Genomic DNA, 17,925 nt, shown 5'->3' on the forward strand with positions numbered 1-17,925 from the left:
GCCACCCAGACAAAGCCTCCGGCCGCCTCGGGCCGAACTGAACCGCACGGCCTTCGCCTGACCCCAGCCGGGACTACCTGCCGGAGCCCACGACGCTCGCACGTCCTCAATTCGCAGTGGAGCGCTCGTCGTCCAAGTGGGTCATGGCGTATCCGACCTCGTCGGGATGGCGGGCGAGGCGGGCCATCACCCACGCTGTCTTCGCGTCCATCCCCTTGCCGAATGGCCGCGCGCCTGCTCCGGCGCCATGTACGGGGGCGTGCCCACGATGAGCCCGGTCTGGGTCAGCCGGTCAGCGATCGCGTAGGGATCGGCGGCGCGTGCGACACCGAAGTCGAGGACCTTCACCGTTCCGGAAGGTGTGACGAGGATGTTGGACGGCTTAATGTCCCGGTGCATCATGCCGTGAGCGTGCGCTTCACCCAACGCGTCACATATCTGAGCGCCCCACCAGGCCGCCCCGGCCAGGTCGACGGAGCCTTCGCGGAGCTTGACATCGAGCCCTTCGCCCCGCACCAACTCCATCACCAGAAAGGGCACGGTGCCTCTCTGCGTATCGCTCTCGCCGAGAACGTGGACGGTCACGACGTACGGATGCTGGAGCCGGGCGGTGATCCGTGCTTCGCGCAGCAAACGGGCGCGGCGGCTTCCGCCCCCGGCGAGAAGGGAGACCACTTTGACAGCGACCTGCCGGTCCAGCGTCTCGTCCCGTGCCTCCCAGACCTCGCCCATGCCGCCCTCGCCGAGCTGCCGGACCAACCGGTAACGGCCTCCCAGAAGCTGGCCCTCCACCGCGCCCTCCCCGTCGTGGACTCACCTGTGCGCCTTCGCCCCGAGCCCCTCGATCACGGCACTCGGCGCAGAGCGCCACCCGCAACATCTGAGATTCAGAAGTCGTTGTCAGGCGATAACTCCTGCTTGGTGCCCCTCGGACGAGGCTCATGTGCCTGATCAGCCGTGGGCCTCTTCGAGGCCGAGCCCAAGACGCAGGTCACCCACAGCGAGACCCAATGCACCCGTGCCTCCCAAGTCATCGACACCGAACCTCTGGTCGCCAACTCACGAGCTCACTCGCCAAATGAAGCGCTCAGTCACATTACTGAGCCGAAGCTCAGGAGTTGTCACCAGCGGGACCGGCTGAGCTGGTGAGTGGGGACGACCGAGGCAGCCTGGTTGTCACACGCGAGGCATCCGACTTGTCACAGGCGCTCATTCGGCAGTCTTTCTGTCACCAGAAAGATCTGTCGGGCTGTGCAGCGGAACCGCGAACTGCGAGTTCGGCTCGGGACCTACGCTGGCGCTACCTTCCACCTTGTTCAGGAGTAGCGTGCCGCCTGCCTTCGTTCACCGGATCACGAAGTACGACCCCGCCGACCGTGACGAACACGGCAGCTACCGGGGCGCGGAGGAGGCGGTCAGTGACCATGGGCCAGTCGAGGCCGCGTACCTGGAGGCGGTCTCCGCGTTCGCGGAAGCTGGGGGCATCGACCGGCTGGAGATCCGTGAGCCCTCCGTCACCGGGTTCGTCCACTTCGGTGCCCAGCCGGCGGTCGAAGGGCACGGTATTAGCGGGCTCTTCCCGGCTGACCTCACCGGTTACCACGATGGGGCCGAGGTCTCCCTGGAGGTGGCCCTGGAGCTGATCCGCGTCATGCTCCGTGAGCAGGGCGCCTGGTGTCGGCTGGAGGCGGGAGACGTTTTTACCGTGCACGTCGGATGGGACCAGTACGTGTACGTGGGCAGTGACCGACCCTGCACGGACGCCGTGGTCCGGACGCGGGAACTCGGCCTCTTCGCGGAACCGCTGGTGGCTTCCCCCTACGCCGCGGAACCAGAGGTGACAGAAGCCGCCGACGAAGGCTTTTGGGCGTCGGTACGCACCGAGCTGGCGACGCGACAGGGCCTGCTCCTGGAGGAAACCCACATCGTCAACGCCACACGCTGGCATCGTCTCACCACGGAAAACCTCAACACGGTGCGCGCCGGTCTCGGCCCGCGCGCCCTGCTGGCCGTCTGGCCCGACCTGCAACCCGACGTCGGCGCGGTCCTGACCGCACTGCCGTCCGAATGGCACATCGAGTTCGTCTGGGAGACGAAGGACGGAACGATCAGAGACGTGACCGTCGATGAGACCCAGTACCAGGAGCTCGCTGCCCTGGTAGCCGACGCGCGAGCCGCCTGCGCCCTGTCCCTCTACACCGACGAACGCAGTCCGCTGCTCCAAGCCGTTCTACCCGACAGTGACGGCGTGCTGCGCGCACGATGGTGACCCGAGTCATGAGCCGAAGCTCGTTACGGCACCGGCTGAGCTGGCGAATGGGGATGGTCGAGGCAGCCTGGGTGTCACACACGAGGCATCCGACTTGTCACAGACGCTCATTCAGCAGTCTTTCTGTCACCAGAAACGAAGATCGGGAGCCTGAGGTTCTCCACGGCGCTTCCATGGACTCATGGCCGCTGCACGTGCTGGGTCGGGAAGGGTGGGCGAGGCCGCTGACGCCGGGTCCGTCTGGTCGCATCAGTGCAGCTGGGACGACCTTTTCGTGCCGACGGACGTCGACGCGGGCAGGTCCGGGCTGGATCTGGGCGACGGCTGGACGCGACGGTGGGCGGTCTCGTGGCGGGCAGGCGGGGACGTTGCGTCTTGCTCGGTGCACGGTCTCGTACAGGAGCCGGTGCTCACGAGTGACCCGATGCGTCACTTCACCTGGCGCCGGGACCAGCGGCACCGTCCTGGCCTGCAGTTCCTGACCAGCAGTGGCCGGCACCACGGCGCGGAGAGTCTGGAGGAGAGCCGGGTGCTGCTGGCCCTGGACTTCGCTGGCGACGTGGTCGATGTCGTCTCGCAGCCGCTGAAGATCTCCTTCGCGACCTGCGGGAAGCGCCGCTCCCACACCCCTGACTACCTCGGGGTGACCCGCGGCGGCGTCTGGCTGATCGACGTACGTCCCGAGCCTTTGATCAAGGAGTCGGACCGGGAGTCATTCGCCGCAGCCGCCGAGGTTGCCGTCGCCTGCGGCTGGCGCTACGCGGTGGCTGCCCGCTGGCGCGAGCACGCCTTCGCCGGGCTGGACGCGATGGCGTCGCGGCGCCGGTTGAGGTCGGATCCGCTGGGGCTTCGGCCGGTGCTGCTTGCCGAGGCCGGGGGCGGGCGGAGGTTCGGCGAGCTCGCGGCGGCGACGGGCTGCGAGCCGGTCGCCCGGGCCCAGTTGCTGCACCTGCTGTGGTCCCGGCAGCTGGGCGTCGACCTGGCCCACCCGCTGCAGGACCGCTCGCTCGTGCTGCCCGCCAACGAGGCGGGCCGGTGACCGCGGCGGCGGTGCTGGACCTTTCCCCCGGCGCCGAGCTGGTGCTGGACGGGACGGAGTGGACGGTCGAGCGCCGCGAAGCGCACCTGGGCCGGGTGCAGTTGGTGAAGGACGACGGCACCCGCGAGCGGATGACCTTCAGGTTCCTGGCCAACCATCCGCAGTGCCGGCCGTCGTCGCGGACGTCGTCGGCGGGGGCCGACCGGGGCCGCCAGCGCAAGGCGTCCGAGGACCTGAAAGCGCTCCGGCGACCCGTTCCACCCCGGGCCCGGGCGAGCCGCAATCCGAGTACGACCCGGCGACGACGACGCTCACCGAGCGCCGGCACGCGAAGGTGGCGGAGCTCGCCGCCCTGGATCCGCAGCACGCGAAGCTGCTGGGGCTGGGCTCGGTCGGCTACCGCACGCTGATCCGGTGGGAGAACGCCCGCCGCCGGTTCGGGCTGGTCGGCTGCGCGGACGACCGCTGGCTGCGCCGCAGCGGCGGAACCCGGACGGTCTCCGAAGAGGTGCGGGAGGCGGTCCTGGCAGTCCGCGAGGAGACGAAGCGGATGGCGAAGGTGTCGATGCGGACCAAGGACCGCATGATCCGCCAGTACGTCCGCGAGGAGTTCGGACCCGAGACGAAGGTGCCCAGCTACGACACCCTGCGCCGGCTCTGGCAGGAGTGGTTCGGCCCCGGCGGCGCCCGGCAGCGCTACGCGCGCTCGGCCGATCTGCCGGAGTCGCAGGGGCACATCCTGGTGCACCGGCCGGGCCAAGTCGTCGCGCTGGACACCACGGTGCTGCCGGTCATGGTCCGCGAGCACGTCTTCGGCGACCCGGTGAAGATGCACCTCACCCTGGCCCTGGACGTCTGCACACACTCGCTGGTCGCGTTCCGGCTGACGCTGGTCTCCGACACCTCGGTGGACGTCGCGATGGTGTTGCGGGACGTGACGATGCCGCTGCCGATGCGGGCGGACTGGGGCGAGGACCTGGAATGGCCCTACCCCGGCCTGCCGGCCGCGGTGGTGGCGGAGTTCGCCGGGCACGCGGTGGCCGGTCTGCCGTTCTTCACCCCGGAGACGGTGACCACCGACCACGGATCGGTCTACCGCAACCACCACCTGGTCGAGGTCGAGCGGGTGCTCGGCTGCCAGGTCCTGCCCGCGCGGGTGCTGCGGCCGACCGACAAGGCCGCCGTTGAGCGGGCCTTCGGCGTGATCCGACAGCTTCTGTTCGAGCACCTGGTCGGCTACACCGGCGTCGACGTCGCCGACCGCGGGGCCGACCCGGCCGCGGACGCGGCGCTGACGGCCGACCAGCTCGAGCACCTGATCGCCACCTGGATCGTCGGCGTCTGGCAGAAGCGCAAGCTGGGCGAGTACGCCCCGGCCTGGGACCCGGATGGCTCGCACAGCCCGAAATCGCTGTTCGCGGCGTCGTTCGCGCAGACCGGCTTCGCGATGGACATCCCCTCCCCGGAGCTGTTCTACGAGCTGCTGGCCGCCCACTACGTCCGCATCGACAAGCGCCGCGGGGTGAAGATCCGCGGACTTTGGTACGACGACCCGGACGTCCTGCGTGACTACCGCGGCGAGCTGTCGACGCGGGGCGGCAAGCACAAGGGCAAGTGGCTCATCCGCCGCGACCCGCGGGATCGGCGTCAGGTGTTCTTCCAGGACCCGATCAGCCATGACTGGCACCCGCTGCCCTGGACGGGCATGCCCCGGGCCGGGCAGATGCCGGCTTTCGGGGACGCGCGGGCCAGCGCCCTGCTCGCGAAGGCCGCCACGGCCGGGCTGAAGCCGCAGTCGGACGCCGAACTGCTGCCCGTGCTGCTGGAGCTGATCGGCTCGAACATCCCGGTCAGCAAGTGGCCGACCCAGCTGAAGAAGTCCCAGCGCACCGAGCACGCCCGCGAGACGCACCAGGCCAGGGCCGCGCAGGCCGACCGGCCCCCGGACCGGGCGGCTCCGGCCCGGTCGGCCGATCCCGCTCCTGCCGCTGCCGCTGCCGCTGCCGAAGAGGAGACAGCAACGGTGCTGAGCTGGCCGGGCCGGGCCCGCCAGACGCAGGACGCCCTCGCCGGGGAACGGCGCCAGCGGCGGGAGGCCGCCCGGCCCGCTCCCGTCCCGCCGCCCGAGCTAGGCCACAGCTTCCGGGCCCGCAGCGTCTTCGTCCTGCCCGAGGACGACCTGGAGGAGGACTGTGGTGGACCAGACGACGCCGGATGAGCAAGCGGTCATCCCGTTCCTGCGGGCCGGTCCGCCGCCGGACCGCACCCGCTGGGAGGGCTGGCAACAGTGGCGGAAGATCCGCGGCACCTTCGTGCCCGCACCGCGGCTCACGCCGGCGGACTACCAGAGCCTGAGTCCCCGGCGGCGGGCTCTGCACGACCTGCACCGCACCGCGACGCACGTCAACATGCGGCTGCAGGAGACGCCGATGAGCGCGCCGGTCGCGAACTTGATGCGCGGGCGGCTGCAGAACAACGCGGTGAAGTTCATGCCCGGCACCCGCGACGGCCCGATGATCAACGGCGGCGGGTTCCAGGGCAAGACCGAGACCGCCTGCGACGCGGCCGCGTCCTTCGAGGACGTCTGGCGCGAGGTCCACCACCAGCTGCTGCCCCCCCCCCGGCACCCGGGACGTGTTCGTGCCCGTCACCTATTGCCGCCTGCCCGTCCGCGCGACACCCAAGGGCCTCTGCAAGGCAATCTTGAACGTCTACGGCAACCCGCACCCCGGAACGCTGGACGACCTGGTCAGAGCGGTGCGGGACGCGATCCGGGACCATCACACCATGGCCCTGCTGATCGACGACATCACCCGGCTCCGGCTCCACCGCGAGGACGACCAGGACACCCTCGACCTGATCCGGGAGCTGATGGACCTCAACGTCACCCTGATCCTGATCGGCGTGGACATCCCCGGCTCCGGCCTCCTGCGCGGCGCCTACGTCGACCAGCGCACCGGCCAGTGGGTCTTCCCCGACCACGGGCGAGGCGGGCGGCACAGCACCGCGGCCGCCACACAGACCGGCCGCCGGTTCGACATGGTCGATCTCGACCCGTTCGACTACTCAACCCCGGCCGGAATCACCGCCTTCCTCGACCACCTCGCCGGCATCGAGGACCAACTGCGGCTCTTGCGGCCCTTCGAAGGCATGCTGACCACCGGCGAGATGCCCGAGTACCTTTTCGGCCGCACCCGCGGCGTCGTCGGCCTGCTGCGGCGGCTGATCGAGGACGGCTGCACCGAGGCGATCCTCACCGGCGAAGAACGCCTCACCCCCGAACTGCTCGCGAAGACCACGATCCACCTCGGCAACCTGGACGACCTCGACCCCGGCGCTGGCGAGGTCCCCGACATCCCACAGGTCACCGTCCCGCCCGCGAAGCCCACGTCGCGCCGAGGGCGCAGACGCAACACGGTCCTTGACGACCGCGGGAACAGGCCGGCCGCAGGTGACTGACATGACCACGGGCTCCGGGCGGCGGCCCTTCGGACTCAGCCTCGACCCGCTGGAGGGCGAGTCCCTGGCCGGTTTCGCCCTCCGTCTGGCCCACCGCCTGCACATCTCGCCCCACGAGCTCGCCCGGCTGACCGGCCTGACCGCACAGGACCGGCTCGGGCGGGCCCGCGCGTCACTCTCGACGCGGCTGACACCGGCCGAGATCAAGAACTTCGCCGTCACCACCCGCCTGGACCCCCGCGAGGTCCGCGCGATGACCCTGGAACCTCTCGCCTCCCGCTATCCGCCGGCGGCCCGCGGCGTCGCCAACGTCCGGGCCGGCAACGTCTACTCCATGCACGCGGACCGATGGCTGTTCCCCACCACCGCCCGCTACTGCCCTCGCTGCCTCGCCGGCGACGGCTCCGACATCCAGCACGCACACGGCGGGCCCTGGCAGATCCTCTGGCGCCTTCCGGTCGTCTTCGCCTGCCCTCTCCACGAGGTGTTCCTGGAACACCTCTGCCCTCGCTGCCAAAAGCCGGTCAACTTCAGCAACAGGGCCCAGTTGTTTCCCCGTCCCGCTGCCGCCGGAGTCCACCCTGCCCACTGCCGGAGCTCCACAGATCAGGACATCCCGACCAGTCGGCCCGGCACCCCCTGCGGGGCACCGCTTGCCCACGACCCACTGCACCATCACCGGCCCGGGCCCGGCCTGCTCACGCTCCAGCACAAGATCCTTCGCCTACTCCGGCCCGGCGGTCCGAAACGGCCGGCACAGCAGTACTTCACCGAGCTCATCCTGCTCGCCGGCCTGGTCATGATCTGCTGGCCGCGCGTCCAGCCGGTCGGCACCACCCGCCAGCTCGCCGAAGCCGTCGCCCAACACCTCGCCATCCATGAAGGAACCGACTCCCGTCTCTACCGATCCACCGGGGCACCCGTCGACGCGTTCGTCTGCGCCGGCCTCCTCCAGGTCACCGATCGCCTCCTGGCCGCAGACGACCTGCGCGAAGCACTCTCCTCGCTCGCCCCCGAGGAGAACCGCCACCGCAGCGGAATCCCGCCCACACGGCACCTGATCTGGGACAGAGCCTTCAAGAAGCAGCGCAGCGCCTGCTCCGAGCGCTTTCAGGACGCTGCCGACACGATCGTTCCCACCTTCCGGCGCACCGGCAAAGGCGGACTCCGTCTTCCCTCCACCGGCGTCGGCCTGCGACCTGAACACATCCCCGCGTTCCTGCCCGAAGCCCTCGCCGACCAGCACCTCGGCTTCCTCTCCGTCATCGCCCCCAAGATGCGCCGACGCAGTGCCTCGGTCTTCCTCGTCCGGCGCGCACGCGGCGGCAGCCTCGACGAAGCCGCCCAGTTCCTCGGGATCAACCCCCAGGGCAAGCGGAACAGCTAAACACAGCTGCTGAACCGCCACCTCCGAACCAGCGGCACGGCCCGCGACTTCGAGCAGGCCCTCGACGCCATCACCGCCGAACTCCTCGCCGGCCCCACCATCGACTACCAACACCGACGCGAGGCCCTCGTCACCTGGACCCTGGAACCCGAGAACTGGCAGCGCATCCTCGCTCAGCTCCCGGTCCTCACAAGCCACCGAAAACCCATCAGCGACGACCGCAGACGCCTGGCCGTCAGCGCCTACATCTGGACCGGCGCCACCGAAGGAGAACCCGACTTCGCCCCCTGCCCACCGCACATCGCACCCGATCCAGCGCTACGCGCTGTCTGGACGCGGGAGCGGCACAACGTCTTGCACTGGCTCCGCACAACGGACTACCAGCCCTACTACGGCGCCCTCAAGCCGCTGCTCGAAGCCCACGCCAGGCTCCTGACCCAGGCGATCGACAGACGCTGAGCCTGAGCGTGATGGGCAAGGTCAGGACCGCGCGGTCCGGAACGCCAAATACCGACTGAAGGCTTCGTGGCTGTCGGGGGTGAAGCGCCACTCCAGCAGGGCCGACCGCAGCTCCGGCTCGGTCAGCCAGCCATGCCAGGCGACCTCATCGGGATCGGGGACCACGGCGTCCGGCACCAAGGCTTCGTGCACGCCGAGCCAGTGAGGGCTCAAGCCGCTGCGGTTGATGAACGTGAACAGCAGGCGCGGCAGCGCACGAATGCTCAGCTCTTCGGCCAGCTCCCTCGCGGCGGCCTGTTCATAGGACTCGCCGACATTTGCGGCACCACCGACCTCGACCTCATAGAGCCCGGGGAAGCGCGATACCTGCTCCGACCGTCGGTGGACGAGGAACCGTCCACGCTCATCACGACACACCGTCACGGCGACTCGGTGCAGCCAACCCTCCCGGATGGCCTGCCGGCGGCTGACCACCATCCCCAGCACACGATCTTGATCGTCGACACGCTCCACCAGTTCATCCACGACGCACACCCTGGCAGAGCCCACTGACACTGACGCTTCTCTGAGCCCGCAGAGGCCGACCCAGGGGAACCAGAACTGGGACAGACACGGATGACCACAGTTGTCGACCTGTCGCGCTCAGGCTCAACCGCCCAGAACACCGTCGGTGACAACCAGCCTGCCTATGTGACAACTATCGCGCTTCGGCTCAATTACGGCCGCCGGGGCCACATCACCCGCCCGGGTTTCACAGGTCAAACTCCAACCGCTCGACGTCCGTGAACTCCACCTCCAGGCCGTGGGCGCGGCGGCCGCTGTCGCGGAAGTAGACCTCGCCCAGGCCTTCGGCGGCGATCTCGCGAAGCAGTTGCTCGCCGGCGCCGGCTTCTTGCGCCTGGAAGAGACGGGCGGCGTGGTGGGGTGGCAGGGCGAGGGTGAGGTGGCGCAGCCGGGCGTCGTCGGTGCTGCCCGGCGCCGCGGTGAAACCGAACCAGGCGCGGGTGTCGCTCATCAGACCGGTGGTGGTGGCGGCCTGTCGGCAGGCCTGTTCGCGGATGTGGGGCTGCCAGCGAGCGCGCACGGCGTCGGCCAGGCGCCCGGCGAGGTCGGGGCGGGGCCGGCGGATCTGGTCCTTGACGTAGCGCTCCACGGTGCGCTGGGAGACGCCGAGCGCGTCGGCGACGGCGCGGGTGCCCTTGAGCTGCTTGACCAGGTAGCGCATCTGGGGATGGGGCGGGTGAACGCCCGCTGCACGGCGCGGTCCAGACACAGGGCAGCGGCACACCCCCGCGTTGGCGGGGAGGACGCCTGCCGGTCGCCCAGGTGGTCGTTGGCGTACGGCACACCCCCGCATCGGCGGGGAGGACTCTTTCTGACCTGCACCTTAAGAGAGGGATTGCGTTTCTCCGGGTGCGGCTGGGAGATGGCGCCGGCGTCTCTCGGAGACCGCGGCCGGGGCCGCGCAGCTTCCAGCCGCAACCGCTCTGGACGGCGAGCTCGTCCGTGGGACGTCTCGGGTTGGCTTGCCCTCGATCGGCTGCAGGACCAGCTCGCCCGGTGCGGCGCCAGCGCAAAAGTACAAGACGTGCGAGACGACGAAGACAGTCGTCGGCGCGGACACCGGCCCCGGGCCGCGCCCCGGACGCGGGCTTAGTGGCTGGGCAGGCGTGTGGCCCTGAGGCCGTCGAGGGGGTATTCCCGGGGCAGGTGAGCCGGGTCGCCCGGCACGGTGATCAGCACAGTGATCGGCCGGGCCGTACCTGCGGCGAGGAACTGGTCGCCCACCGAGTCCAGGTAACGCCGGATGCTTCGACTTTCGCGCCCTTCACCGTGGGCAGGTCAAAGGAGATACGGAACTTCCTGACGTCCTCCGCCGTGCCGCTGTCCTTGCTGACGGCGGTAAGCATGAGGTCGAAACTGTAGACCCTGCCCCGGGGTTCGCCGTTCTCCCATGTCCGGTTGAACTTCTTCGTCACGGCGATCTCGTCGTAACTGGGCGCAACGGGCAGAGGGGTGATGCGCCCGGCCCCGTTCATGACCTCCAGGGCGCCGACCGGCACCCTTCCCCGTCCGACGCGCTGTGAGTGGTCGGGGATCTTCGCCGTGGTCAGATCGAGGTGGTTGACGTTGCCTGCGGAGTCGACCGCGTAGAAGTTACCGTCCTGGTCGAAGAAGGTGGCCGAGTACGCCTTGCGTGAGCCTGCCGCGGCGCTGGCTTGCGCGGGCGGGAAGACACCTTCCTTGAGGACGGTCTTCATGGGCTGCCGGCTCGGGTCGATGAGCAGCAGGTCGCCGTTGTCGCCCTCCACCGAGTACAGCCGCCCGTCCTTGGGGTGGTAGGCGAAGTCGTCCCAGCGGCCGCCTCCCGGTGTGTTGCGGGGTGCGGCCTTCCCGGCTGCCACGTCGATGGCGTAGCTGGGTGTGTCGGGGTTGCCGACGACGAAGAGGGTCTTGCCGTCGGGATCCATGTCGCCGTCGAACCAGGGGCCGTTCGGCAGCCCGTCGATGACCTGCTCCTTCAGGGTGCCGGCGGTCACGTCGATGGTGATGAGCCTGTTGTGGCTCACCGCCAGCAACAAGGGCTCCTTGTCGTCGCCGCGGTACTGCGCCCCCATAGCGGTGTAGCCGCTCTCATAGGGCGCAACATTGTCGACGACGCGGGTGTCACCATCGATGGGGTCGAAGCGGTAGATCCGGGTGCTGGTCCTGCCGACGGCGAGATACACCTTGCGGTGAGCCATGAAATCAAGCGTCCTTCCACTCGGCTGAGAGACGCCTCATGGTCTGCCCACACTCCACACCCTCAAGCATGGAAAGTGTTAGTTCGAACACAATAAGTCACGTATGTCCAGTACTGGGGAACGGCCGCCGCAACGCAGCGCATCTCCGCAGGTCGAGTTTTCCAGATGCTCGACGTCGGTGAACTCCACCTCCAGGCCGTGGGCGCGGCGGCCGCCGTCGCGGAAGTACATGTCGCCCAGGCCTTCGGCAGCGATGTCGCGCAGCTGCTGCTCGCTGGCGCCGGCGTCCTGGGCGTCGAAAAGGCGGGCCGCGTGCTGGGGAGCCAGGGCGAGGGTGAGGTGGCGGATGCGGGCATCATCGCTGCTACCGGGGCCCGGCCCGGGGCGCCGCACGCTCGGGGCCGGCCCCGCCGCACCGGACGGTGGCCACGGCTGTGACCAACGCGGTGACACCGGGCGGTAACAGCCACCGCTGAGTGTGAGCAGCCACTCCCACAGCAGCCGGTCAACCACATGCTGGCCAGAGAACGGCAGCCACTTGGTCACCCCGTGACAGCAGACCAACCCACGTCCACAGCACATGACAAGGCAATCAACAAGCGAACGAGGCTGACGCCCAACCGCTGCCACCAGCACGCCCACTCACACCGGGTGGCGGAACCGCCCATCGGCACCACCCATGCCTTCCCTGCTTTGCGCACCCGCCATCTCCGCCGGGCGGAACCACGCACGGTGAGGTCGTGATCGACCGGGCGGAGGGCGGCCTGGCCTGTGAGGCCGTCAGTAACGCCAGGGCTGGTCGTTCGGCCGCAGGGCCCAGAGCCTGTCGGAGGACGGGTAGGAGGTGTCGAGGTAGAGCGTGTTCCAGCTGCCGTTCCCGTACGTGTCGATCGTCAGCGCGAGGCTCTTGTCGACGACGGGACGCCAGATCTGCCAGGGCGAGTCTGTACCGGAGACCGTCTCAGGCTGGAGGTTCCACTTCTGGATCTCCGACCCGTTGCAGGTCTTGACGACGACGCGCATCCCGCGGGCGGGTGAACCGGCCAGCGGCTGGAGGCACTTGTTCGCCGCCACGTTCCGGAGCACGCGGTTGTGCGTGCCGTCGGGCAGTCGGCCGCTTACCGGCTGCGACGTCCACTCCTCCGTGCTGTACTTCCAGTTCGGGTCGCGCAGGCTGTTGGCGAAAGCCCCTTCGGCCGCGGTGTTGTTGTCCAGCAGCGCGAGCCGCGAGCCGTCCTTCCTGTTGATGAGGTCGAAGGAGCCGGGCTCGGCTGAGGCCGGAGCGGTGCCGGCGGCGACGAGGCCGGACAAGGTCAGTACGGCGGTAGACGCGGCAATGACGGTGCGACGAAGCCTGGACATGGATGTGCCTTCCTTACGATGCCATGAGGCCTGAACCAGGTCGTTGAGTCTGCATGGCACCTGCTGCCTGTCGGAGGCGTCGCAGCGAGACTGCATTCAATGGTGTAGAAAGCCGTCGCAGGAAGGCATTCGGCTGGGCATGCAGGGTAGTCGCACTGGCTTGTGATGTTTCCGCTTGGCTCTTGAGCGACTGGGCCACCGAGGTTCTCCAGAGCATTTTGGAACAAGTGATCGAATCTTTCACCCATTCGATTGAATAAATGGCCTACGGGAAATGTCATTCACGGACGTGGGCACGCGCTCCCTTGAGTGCGTTTCTGTCTTTGGAGGCCCCTCCTTTGCGGCGCGCTTGACCACATGCACGTCAGTTAGGAGAACAACGTGACGAAGAACCTCGCAGCGCTCCTCCTCGCTCTCGGCGCAGTCCTTGCAGCGGCACCCGCGGCTTCCGCGGGCGAAAGCTGCACCTGGTACGGCAACGGTGACTACGTCGAGACGGTGCCTGACGGAGCCTTCAGCTCCTTCGGCGCGCAGTGCAACGACGGTGAATGGAACTACGGCGTGGGTTAACCCGACCCGGGCACGCCTGGCCAATGGGCCTGGGGCCCTGAATCCGAGCGCCTGGTCCCTCCTCCAAGGGGACCAGGCGTTCGTGTGCGGGTCGGGGCTTGAACAAGTGTGAGCAGCCACTTCCACGACAGTCGGCCAACCGCATGCCGGCCAGAGAGCGGCAGCCACGTGGTCACGTCGTGGCAGCAGACCAACCCGCGCCCGCAGCAGGTGATCAGGCAATCAGCAAGCGAACGCGGCTGACGCACAACCGCTGCCACCAGCACGCCCACTCACACAAGCGCTGCGCCCCGGCGTCTACGCCGCCGAGCGCGTCGACATCTACCTGTAGGCGAACGGGCCCGAGCCGGGGCTCCGCGACGGAGGCCGGACCCCGTTCGGGGGCCCGGCCACCTTGTCATCCAAGGCTCCCCGGCGTCACTTGGTCCGGTAGAGCGTCTCCTTGGCCAGGGCCACCGTCAGGACCGACGCGAGCGCCGCCGTGCCCGACGGGAGCCAGCCGCCCGCGTCGGCAGCGACCAGCAGGCCGACGCTGTACGCCCAGAGCGTTTCGCGCCGAGGCCGGCGGGCCCGGAACAGGTCCCGGGCGGGCCCCGGGTCGTCCCCGGCCACCCCCTCGGCCATGTCGCGCGGGCCCTGTCGACGCTCGGGCGCTTCGCCAGCAGGTCAGTCGCACGGCGGTTCGGGCGGTGCGCCCTTCGGCAACAGCCGTCTCTCCGCGTCGGTGTAGTCACGCCCGACGGCGGCACACAGCGTGCGGAACTGCTCGTCGGAGCGCAGGTCGAAGGTCAGGCGCAGGATACCCGTGTCGACGGTCAGGCGGTGCTTTCGCACGGAGCCGGCCACAAAGTCAGCGTAGGCGACCGGCAGCGTGCCGGAGGCACCGTCGTCCGTCAGGTCGTGAATGCGGACCACGTCCTTGCCGAACACGGACACCACGACGCTGTGCCCCGGGCCGAACCCGATCAGGGCGTCGTTGCCCGTGGCGGGGGTGCCACCGGGCAGGAGCCTGCGGCGGCCGACGTCCCACACCCGGACCTGTCCGTCCGTGTTCTGCACGGCGAGGCGTGAGCCGTCCGCGTCGAAAGCGAGCGGCCCGGTGACGTAGGAGGTGCTGAAGGGCACACTGACGGCCCGGCTCGGCAGCGTACCGATGCGCCGGGGTGCAGTGAGCAGGATGTAGGCGCGCTCGTCGGCGGAGATGTCCTCGGGATGCTCGGCCAGTCCGCGGTCCGCCTCGGCCAGGTCGGATCCGCTCAGCAACCGCGTGGGCTCCCGGTTCTGGGCCTGCCAGCGGTGCAGATCGGTCCGCAGCTGCTCCTGCCAGCGGCGGAAGTCCCGGGATGCGGCGAGCCATTCCCGCAGGCGCGGCCAGAGCCTGGTGAGCGCCTCGTGCGCCAGGTCCACCATCTCGTCGCGCTCGGCGCCTCCAGGTGCGCGGGAGAGGACGACCAGCTTACAGGGGGCCAGCTCCCGCCAGGGCGAGGAGTTCGGGGGCCAGGTCGCAGGTGCGGACGGGCCTGCGGGAGAAGGTGCCGCCGTCTGCGGGCCGGGCCAGCTGCACGAACAGCCGCCGCGCGCACTCCTGCCGGGTTTCGGTCAGCCCGGCCAGGGTGTGGTCCGCGTAGGTGACGAGAGCGCCCGCCACGCCGCCGAGTTCGTCGTAGGCGGCATGAGTGAGCATGGACCGGGAACGGCGGTGCCACAGCTCGGTCAGGGCGAACTGGACCAGCGGCATCCGCCCGGGCTCCGCGCCGGCGTCCGCGACGATCCGCTGGGGCAGTCCGGGCTCGAACCAGAGCCCCGGCACGGCATCGACGGGTGCCGTCACCGCACGCTCCAGGTCCTCGTCCGCCAGCGGGGCAAGGAACTGCACGGCGTCGCTGACCAGGCCGGAGGTGCCGGTGGTCAGCAGCGCGTCGAGGGAGTCGGGTCGTGCGGTGGCCACGAACCGCAGCACGGCCCCGGCGTGTCCGCCCGCCAGGGCGGCGAGCAGACGGAGCAGGGCCTGGGCGGCCTCCGGTTCGGCGCCCGCGTACTCCTCCGGCTGGTCGACGAAGAGGACGTGCCCGGCGCTTGCCCCGCGGGCGAGGATGCGGGCGCGCACCTCGTCGGGCACGTCGTCACCAGTCTCCAGCAGCCCGGCCAGCTCCTCGGCCTTGACGAGCCGGTCGACCTCGCCGAGCCGCGGCTCCAGGAGGCCGATCAGGGCCCGGGCGATCACTGCAGACGCCCGCACTCCCGGCACCGGCCGCAGCTCGGACACGCTCATGCCGTCGTCGCGTAAGCCGGGCAGGGCACCCGCCCGCACAAGGGACGACTTCCCGCACCCCGACGGTCCCGCCACCGGCGTCACCGGCCGTCCGCGCACGGCGGCGCGCACCCGGGCCGTGTCGTCGTCCCGCCCGTGGAAGAACTCGGCGTCGTCCTCGGTGAACGGTGCGAGCCCGCGGAACGGGCAGCGCGGCGGCACGGTCCGTTCGTCGACCAGGTCGGCCGAGGGCAGCAGATAGGCCGTTCGGTCGCCCCGGTCCGCCGCGACCGTCATGCCGACGACGCCGTCCTGGTCGTCGTCCCAGACCGGTGCTCCGCTGAACCCCTCGGCGACGACCGGCCCCGGCTCGTGCGCCTCCATCTGCGTCCAGCCCAGGCCCTGTCCGGCCCGCAGCGTGCCCGAAGCCCACTTGCCGTGGTCGGCGCCGACGGGATACCCCTGCACCCGGAAGGTGTGCCCCCATACGCCGGTGCCGTCGACGAGCGTCGCCGGCCGGGCCCCTTCCGCGGGCGCGTCCAGCCGCAGCAGAGCGACATCCGCCCCGCCGTGCCGCCAGGACACCACGGTTGCCCGTGCCCGGGGACGGCCGGGCAGCAGCGGGAAGTCGAGGTCCACCGGCCGGTCGGGCACCCGCTCCGCGTCGTCCGGCGCCCGCAGGGCCCGGGACACGACGTGGGCGCAGGTGCACACGATGTCGGCGGCGATGAGGAACCCCGCCCTCACGACACCGCCGGCCGCCGCGTGGACTCGCACCTGCGAGGCCTCCAGGACATCGCTCCCCCGCCCGACGGCCATGCGTCTCCCCCTCGCCCCGTGGTGCACCGGCACCGTAGAGAAGCATCGTCCGCCCCTTGCGGCACTCGACTCAAGGGCGCCCGGCCCCCACCGGACGCCCCCGCCGTCTCCCCTACCGGCTGAGCTTGCGCAGCCGCCGTACCGCCAGCGGCAGGGTGCGGCCGGACCGCGCCGGCCGCGGCGGCCGCGGCGGTGCGTCGCGTGTCCCACCAGGCGATGACGACGTGCATGGGGTCTCCGGTTGCAGCGTGTCTGTTGGGTGATTGCGGTGTCGCCGTTGACACCCGTGCATGGTTGCGGGATCCACTCGGGCCGGGCTGGTGGGTCAGAGCTGGGAGCCGCCGGTCGCGTCGAGGACCTGGCCGGTGACCCATCGGGCGTCGTCGGAGGCGAGGAAGGCGACCACGTCGGCGACGTCCTGGGGCCGGCCCACCCGGCCGAGCGCCGAGAGCTGGGCCGCGGACTGCTCGGCGGCCTCGTTGCCGCGCAGCCAGGAGGCGTTCATGTCGGTGTCGATGATGCCGGGGGCCACGGAGTTGACCGTGATGCCGCGGCCGTCGAGCGCCTTGGCCAGGGTCAGGGTGAAGGCGTCGACGGCTCCCTTGGTCATGGCGTAGGCGATGATGTCGGTGAGCGCGATGCGGGTGGCGCCGGAGGAGACGTTGATGATCGCCATGGGGATCTCCCCGCCCAGCCTGTACGCGGCTTCGGCGACAAGCGCGCCCTGTTCACCGAGGTGGTCGACCGCTACGGCACCACCTTCGGCGCCTTCATGGACGACGCCCTCGCCCAGGAGAGCGACCCGCGGGCGGGCTTTTCGAGGATGCCGGAGGAGGCCGCGGTGTCGTACACCGACCCCGGGCACCCGGCAGGCTGCCTGGTCATCTCCGCGGCGACCAACTACTCCCCGCAGACCGCCGACGTCGAACAGGACCTGCGTACCCGCCGGACGGCCAACGTACGGTCCTTTGAGGCGCGGCTCCAGGACGCCTGGGCCCGGGGCGCGCTCCCCGAGGACGCCGACACCCGGGCCCTGGCGGTGTACTTCGCCGCGGTCGTGCAGGGCATGTCGCAGCAGGCGCGGGACGGTGCGAGCACGAAGGAGCTGCGGCGCGTGGCCAGGCTCGCGATGAACGCCTGGCCGGAGCCGTCGGCCTGAGGCCACCGGCCGGCGCGGGGAGCAGCTCCCCCGGGTCAGTCCTCGGGTATTGCGTCATCCGTGGGCACAGACGTGCCACCACATGCGCATACCTCTCGTCGAACCGCAACGCCCGTAAAGCAGCGTCCAGTTCGTGTTCCAGCGTGCAGCTGGCGCGCGTCCACAGGGCCAGGCCGGCGTCGGTGACCGTGACATGGCTGGTCCGCCGGTCGCAGGACCAGGCCGTCCTGGCCGTCCAGCCCGACCGCTCCAGATGGGCGAGCATCCGGCTCGCCGCCGAGACGCTCACACCCAGTCGCCGGGCAAGACCGCTGACGGTCACGGAACCGGGACGCTCACCGGCCAGCGCTCCAAGAGCCATCAACAAGCCCAGACCGATGCCATGACGGTGCGTCAGCAAGGTGTCG

At 70.1% G+C, this 17,925-nt stretch carries 15 protein-coding genes and 3 pseudogenes; 7 read left to right on the plus strand and 11 right to left on the minus strand.

What is annotated here, in order from left to right:
* Window positions 1–186 precede the first annotated feature (186 nt).
* On the minus strand, window positions 187–792 hold the full coding sequence (locus ACF1BE_RS26120) for a serine/threonine-protein kinase (protein WP_392201465.1): 606 nt from the start codon (window positions 790–792) through the stop codon (window positions 187–189).
* A 535-nt stretch (window positions 793–1,327) separates the two neighbouring features.
* On the opposite strand from ACF1BE_RS26120, the gene ACF1BE_RS26125 reads away from it, so the two are divergent.
* The 5 genes from ACF1BE_RS26125 (at window position 1,328) to ACF1BE_RS26145 (ending at window position 8,154) form a co-directional block, all read left to right on the plus strand.
* Window positions 1,328–2,269: an RNA-binding protein gene (locus ACF1BE_RS26125; RefSeq protein WP_392201466.1), complete on the plus strand. Its 942-nt coding sequence runs from the start codon at window positions 1,328–1,330 to the stop codon at window positions 2,267–2,269.
* Window positions 2,270–2,675: 406 nt separating this feature from the next.
* Window positions 2,676–3,308 (plus strand): TnsA-like heteromeric transposase endonuclease subunit, encoded by a 633-nt coding sequence (locus ACF1BE_RS26130; RefSeq protein WP_392201467.1) that lies wholly within the window; start codon window positions 2,676–2,678, stop codon window positions 3,306–3,308.
* 334 nt (window positions 3,309–3,642) lie between these two features.
* The gene (locus ACF1BE_RS26135; RefSeq protein WP_392201468.1) at window positions 3,643–5,526 is read left to right on the plus strand and encodes a transposase; all 1,884 of its coding nucleotides are present in this window, start codon (window positions 3,643–3,645) and stop codon (window positions 5,524–5,526) included.
* 422 nt (window positions 5,527–5,948) lie between these two features.
* Complete coding sequence (locus ACF1BE_RS26140) at window positions 5,949–6,767, plus strand: AAA family ATPase (RefSeq protein ID WP_392201469.1); 819 nt, start codon at window positions 5,949–5,951, stop codon at window positions 6,765–6,767.
* Window position 6,768: 1 nt separating this feature from the next.
* Complete coding sequence (locus ACF1BE_RS26145) at window positions 6,769–8,154, plus strand: TniQ family protein (RefSeq protein WP_392201470.1); 1,386 nt, start codon at window positions 6,769–6,771, stop codon at window positions 8,152–8,154.
* Between the two features lie 480 nt (window positions 8,155–8,634).
* Here ACF1BE_RS26145 and ACF1BE_RS26150 read toward each other — a convergent pair whose 3' ends face one another.
* From ACF1BE_RS26150 to ACF1BE_RS26170, 5 genes and pseudogenes are all read right to left on the minus strand, one after another.
* On the minus strand, window positions 8,635–9,090 hold the full coding sequence (locus tag ACF1BE_RS26150) for an NUDIX domain-containing protein (RefSeq protein WP_392201576.1): 456 nt from the start codon (window positions 9,088–9,090) through the stop codon (window positions 8,635–8,637).
* 274 nt (window positions 9,091–9,364) lie between these two features.
* A pseudogene (tpg, locus tag ACF1BE_RS26155) lies at window positions 9,365–9,888 on the minus strand (telomere-protecting terminal protein Tpg).
* A gap of 461 nt (window positions 9,889–10,349) precedes the next feature.
* Window positions 10,350–11,357 carry a YncE family protein gene (locus tag ACF1BE_RS26160; RefSeq protein ID WP_392201471.1) on the minus strand — a complete coding sequence of 336 codons (1,008 nt, stop codon included), beginning with the start codon at window positions 11,355–11,357 and terminating at the stop codon, window positions 10,350–10,352.
* A 78-nt stretch (window positions 11,358–11,435) separates the two neighbouring features.
* Window positions 11,436–11,903 carry a telomere-protecting terminal protein Tpg gene (tpg, locus tag ACF1BE_RS26165; protein ID WP_392201472.1) on the minus strand — a complete coding sequence of 156 codons (468 nt, stop codon included), beginning with the start codon at window positions 11,901–11,903 and terminating at the stop codon, window positions 11,436–11,438.
* A gap of 234 nt (window positions 11,904–12,137) precedes the next feature.
* The gene (locus tag ACF1BE_RS26170) at window positions 12,138–12,719 is read right to left on the minus strand and encodes a hypothetical protein (RefSeq protein WP_392201473.1); all 582 of its coding nucleotides are present in this window, start codon (window positions 12,717–12,719) and stop codon (window positions 12,138–12,140) included.
* Between the two features lie 381 nt (window positions 12,720–13,100).
* On the opposite strand from ACF1BE_RS26170, the gene ACF1BE_RS26175 reads away from it, so the two are divergent.
* Window positions 13,101–13,289: a hypothetical protein gene (locus ACF1BE_RS26175; protein WP_392201474.1), complete on the plus strand. Its 189-nt coding sequence runs from the start codon at window positions 13,101–13,103 to the stop codon at window positions 13,287–13,289.
* 417 nt (window positions 13,290–13,706) lie between these two features.
* Here ACF1BE_RS26175 and ACF1BE_RS26180 read toward each other — a convergent pair whose 3' ends face one another.
* From ACF1BE_RS26180 to ACF1BE_RS26195, 4 genes and pseudogenes are all read right to left on the minus strand, one after another.
* On the minus strand, window positions 13,707–13,913 hold the full coding sequence (locus ACF1BE_RS26180) for a hypothetical protein (RefSeq protein ID WP_392201475.1): 207 nt from the start codon (window positions 13,911–13,913) through the stop codon (window positions 13,707–13,709).
* Between the two features lie 42 nt (window positions 13,914–13,955).
* Entirely contained in the window at window positions 13,956–14,759 is an 804-nt protein-coding gene (locus tag ACF1BE_RS26185) for a hypothetical protein (RefSeq protein ID WP_392201577.1), read from the minus strand.
* Window positions 14,746–16,359 (minus strand): trypsin-like peptidase domain-containing protein, encoded by a 1,614-nt coding sequence (locus ACF1BE_RS26190; protein ID WP_392201476.1) that lies wholly within the window; start codon window positions 16,357–16,359, stop codon window positions 14,746–14,748. Before ACF1BE_RS26190 ends, ACF1BE_RS26185 begins: the two co-directional genes overlap by 14 nt.
* Before the next feature lie 325 nt (window positions 16,360–16,684).
* A pseudogene (locus tag ACF1BE_RS26195) lies at window positions 16,685–17,029 on the minus strand (SDR family NAD(P)-dependent oxidoreductase); the annotation flags it as partial.
* A gap of 66 nt (window positions 17,030–17,095) precedes the next feature.
* Here ACF1BE_RS26195 and ACF1BE_RS26200 point away from each other — a divergent pair.
* Window positions 17,096–17,518, plus strand: a complete 423-nt coding sequence (locus ACF1BE_RS26200) for a TetR family transcriptional regulator C-terminal domain-containing protein (protein ID WP_392201477.1) — start codon at window positions 17,096–17,098, stop codon at window positions 17,516–17,518.
* Between the two features lie 184 nt (window positions 17,519–17,702).
* On the opposite strand, the pseudogene ACF1BE_RS26205 reads toward ACF1BE_RS26200, so the two are convergent.
* Window positions 17,703–17,879, minus strand: a pseudogene (locus ACF1BE_RS26205) (MarR family transcriptional regulator); the annotation flags it as partial.
* Between the last annotated feature and the right edge of the window lie 46 nt (window positions 17,880–17,925).

The sequence above is a fragment of the Streptomyces sp. NPDC014991 genome, from assembly GCF_043080665.1.
Lineage (GTDB): Bacteria > Actinomycetota > Actinomycetes > Streptomycetales > Streptomycetaceae > Streptomyces.

Coding starts and splice junctions, on each gene's coding strand:
- ACF1BE_RS26170 (WP_392201473.1), bottom strand. CDS start 12,719: ATGTCCAGGCTTCGTCGCACCGTCATTGCCGCGTCTACCGCCGTACTG.
- ACF1BE_RS26150 (WP_392201576.1), bottom strand. CDS start 9,090: ATGGTGGTCAGCCGCCGGCAGGCCATCCGGGAGGGTTGGCTGCACCGA.
- ACF1BE_RS26145 (WP_392201470.1), top strand. CDS start 6,769: ATGACCACGGGCTCCGGGCGGCGGCCCTTCGGACTCAGCCTCGACCCG.
- ACF1BE_RS26180 (WP_392201475.1), bottom strand. CDS start 13,913: ATGGCCGAGGGGGTGGCCGGGGACGACCCGGGGCCCGCCCGGGACCTG.
- ACF1BE_RS26190 (WP_392201476.1), bottom strand. CDS start 16,359: ATGGCCGTCGGGCGGGGGAGCGATGTCCTGGAGGCCTCGCAGGTGCGA.
- ACF1BE_RS26160 (WP_392201471.1), bottom strand. CDS start 11,357: ATGGCTCACCGCAAGGTGTATCTCGCCGTCGGCAGGACCAGCACCCGG.